This window comes from Gracilimonas sp. (genome assembly GCF_035704785.1).
In the GTDB taxonomy this organism is placed as follows: Bacteria; Bacteroidota; Rhodothermia; order Balneolales; family Balneolaceae; genus Gracilimonas.
In genome coordinates this window covers 1-2,684 of record NZ_DASSWP010000052.1, presented here as the reverse complement: position 1 = coordinate 2,684, position 2,684 = coordinate 1, and the positions used below count along the sequence as shown (strand labels likewise).

Annotated in this window: 2 protein-coding genes; both read left to right on the top strand. The window is 41.2% G+C overall.

From position 1 onward, the window contains the following. Positions 1 to 387 precede the first annotated feature (387 nt). Entirely contained in the window at positions 388 to 1,041 is a 654-nt protein-coding gene (locus VFM80_RS02765) for a LuxR C-terminal-related transcriptional regulator (RefSeq protein WP_395069321.1), read from the top strand. A 116-nt stretch (positions 1,042 to 1,157) separates the two neighbouring features. Next, the coding region (locus tag VFM80_RS02760) for a S9 family peptidase (protein ID WP_395069319.1) at positions 1,158 to 2,684 on the top strand (1,527 nt) is incomplete at its 3' end.

Below are 2,684 nucleotides of genomic sequence, written 5' to 3'. Positions count from 1 at the left end.
GTCATCGCTGGCCTTGGTATCGAGCAGGAAATAGTATGGGATTATAGATGGTTACCTAAGCCATGCTAGCCCCTTTCTGTGTCTCTTTTCTTGAACCTGATACCTCGAAAAAAGAAAGATCCGGCAAACAAATCTTTCATCTACCTTCTCTATACCCATTCAAAGTAAAACTTAAATCTGCATTTATTGGTCAATAAACGGTATTTAAGAGCATTGAAATGAAGACTTTTTCTTTCTTCCGGGGAAGCCCCGAACTGAGATCAAACCCGATCTCAGCCAAAAACCCTCCCCGTAAATTAAATTGGCGAACTTACCCTATTTTTACCTACATTATCTGTCCTTTCTCCAAGTGGGTTGGAGAAAAACCATTCTGCCTGGGGAGGTAAAATGAATATCATCAATACTATTGTTGCCGACGGCAACGAAATTTTCAGATATGGATTAAGTTCCATTTTGCGAGATCACGGTGCATTTAATATCTGCAGTGAGATCGATAATGGAGCTTTGGTTCTTACCGCTTATGAAAGCGTAAAACCTAAATTATGTATTCTCTCCTTTTCCATGCCCGAAATGGAAGGTATTATCATTGCCAAAAAGATCATTGATAAAAACCCGGAGGCCAATATCCTTCTGCTTGCTGATAACACCGACCAAAAAACACTCCACGAATTTTTAGACTCCGGTGCTTTTGGGTTGATACATAAATCAACTCACCATTTAGAACTGATCGATGCGGCTCAAAAAGTAGCTAAAGGTGAACGATTTCTCGGGAAACAGTTCTCAAAGATGATGACTGAAGAATACAAGAGGTTAGCCCGCAAAAAGAAACATCCCGACCCCATCAAATCCATCACCAAAAGAGAACGAGAAGTGCTTGGATTACTTACCGAAGGACTTACAAGCTCTGAAATTGCATCCAAATTGTTCATCAGTCCGCGCACAGTAGAAAAGCACAGAACCAACCTGCTTAAGAAACTTGATCTGAAGAACACAGCCTCACTTGTCCGTTTTGCCATGGAGAATGAACAGGCTCTGCTTTAAAAATCCATTCTTCCTTTATTATTTTTTTAAGTGCATAAGTTCTGATTTGTTATATATTCAGAAGGCCTTATGGTTCAAGATTCTACCTATCATACTCTTACTAAAACTTCCTAACTATGAAACTTAAGCACTTTTCCTTCTACCTCCTTCTTTTTTCAATAACCATTTTTATCCCAAAAAATTCAGTTGCACAAACGTCCAAAGCTGAATTTTCAATAGACGACTATTTTAAATTAAAGGATGTTGGAACTCCGGTCATCAGTCCCGACGGAAAATGGATCGCTTATACGGTAACTGAAACTGATTATGAGGATGACAGCAGGGAAACCCGCATATGGATGAGCCCTTCCGAAGGAGGTGAAGCATTACCAATGACCGCTGAAGGATATTCTGCAAGCAGTCCAAAATGGAGTCCGGACGGAAAATACCTTTCGTTCATGGCTTCAAGAGGTGATGTTGAAAAGACACAGGTTTGGACTTTAAACATGAAAGGCGGGGAAGCAGTACAACTCACGGATATTGAACAGGGAGTATCCTCTTATGAGTGGTCCCCAAAAAGTGACCGCTTATTATTGATGATAAAGGATAAGAAAGAAGAATCAGAGCGACCTGAGCCCTATGTAATTGACCGGCTCCAGTTCAAACGTGATTATGTAGGATACCTGGATCGACGCAGAACTCATGTTTACACATTTACTCCCGGTGATACTGCTGCTGTTCAACTCACTTTTGGTGATCATGATGATTCTCAGGCAACCTGGAGCCCCGACGGAGACAAGATCGCTTTTGTCAGTAACCGAACTTCAAATCCTGACGGGAATGTAAACAGTGATATTTGGGTGGTTGATGCAAATGACCCCGACAAAGAATTAACTAAAATAACAGAGAACCGGGGCGGTGACTCTTCTCCTTCCTGGAGTCCTGATGGAACGTCTATTGTTCATACATCGGTCATAGATACAAGTGCCATCTGGTATGCCACCAACAAACTGACTGTTTCTGATGCAAATGGTAATGGGAATTCGCGGATACTACTTGATGACCTCGATCGAAATATCTCTTCACCCACATTTTCTGAAGACGGTAAAAATATCTGGTTCTTGCTGGAAGATCGAGGTGAAACACAACTTGTGTCGGTTTCACCGAATGGAAGAAATCTAAAGAAAGTCATTTCAGAAGACTTGAGTGTTCGTAGTTTTGATATTCAAAATGAATTGATCGCTACTTTACAGGGTACCTTTGACAGGCCAGATGAAATACACGTCTGGAAAAACAACAAGCTGAACCGAATTACTCATGTAAATGATAGCCTTATTGATCAAAAGAAAATGGCTCAAATGGAAGAGATCAGGTTCAACAGTAAAGATGGCACACCGATAGAAGGCTTTATGGTAACTCCGGCTGATTATGAAGGAAATGAGAGGATACCAACTATTCTTTGGATCCATGGTGGACCTGTTGCTCAATATGAACACAGCTTTAGTTTTATTCCACAGCTATATGCTGCTAACGGCTATGCCGTATTATTGATCAATCCTCGTGGTTCTTCCGGATACGGACAGGCATTTTCTGAAGTCCTGTTTGCAGATTGGGGTAACAAAGATTTTGAGGATGTCATGGCCGGTGTAGACCACGCGATCAAT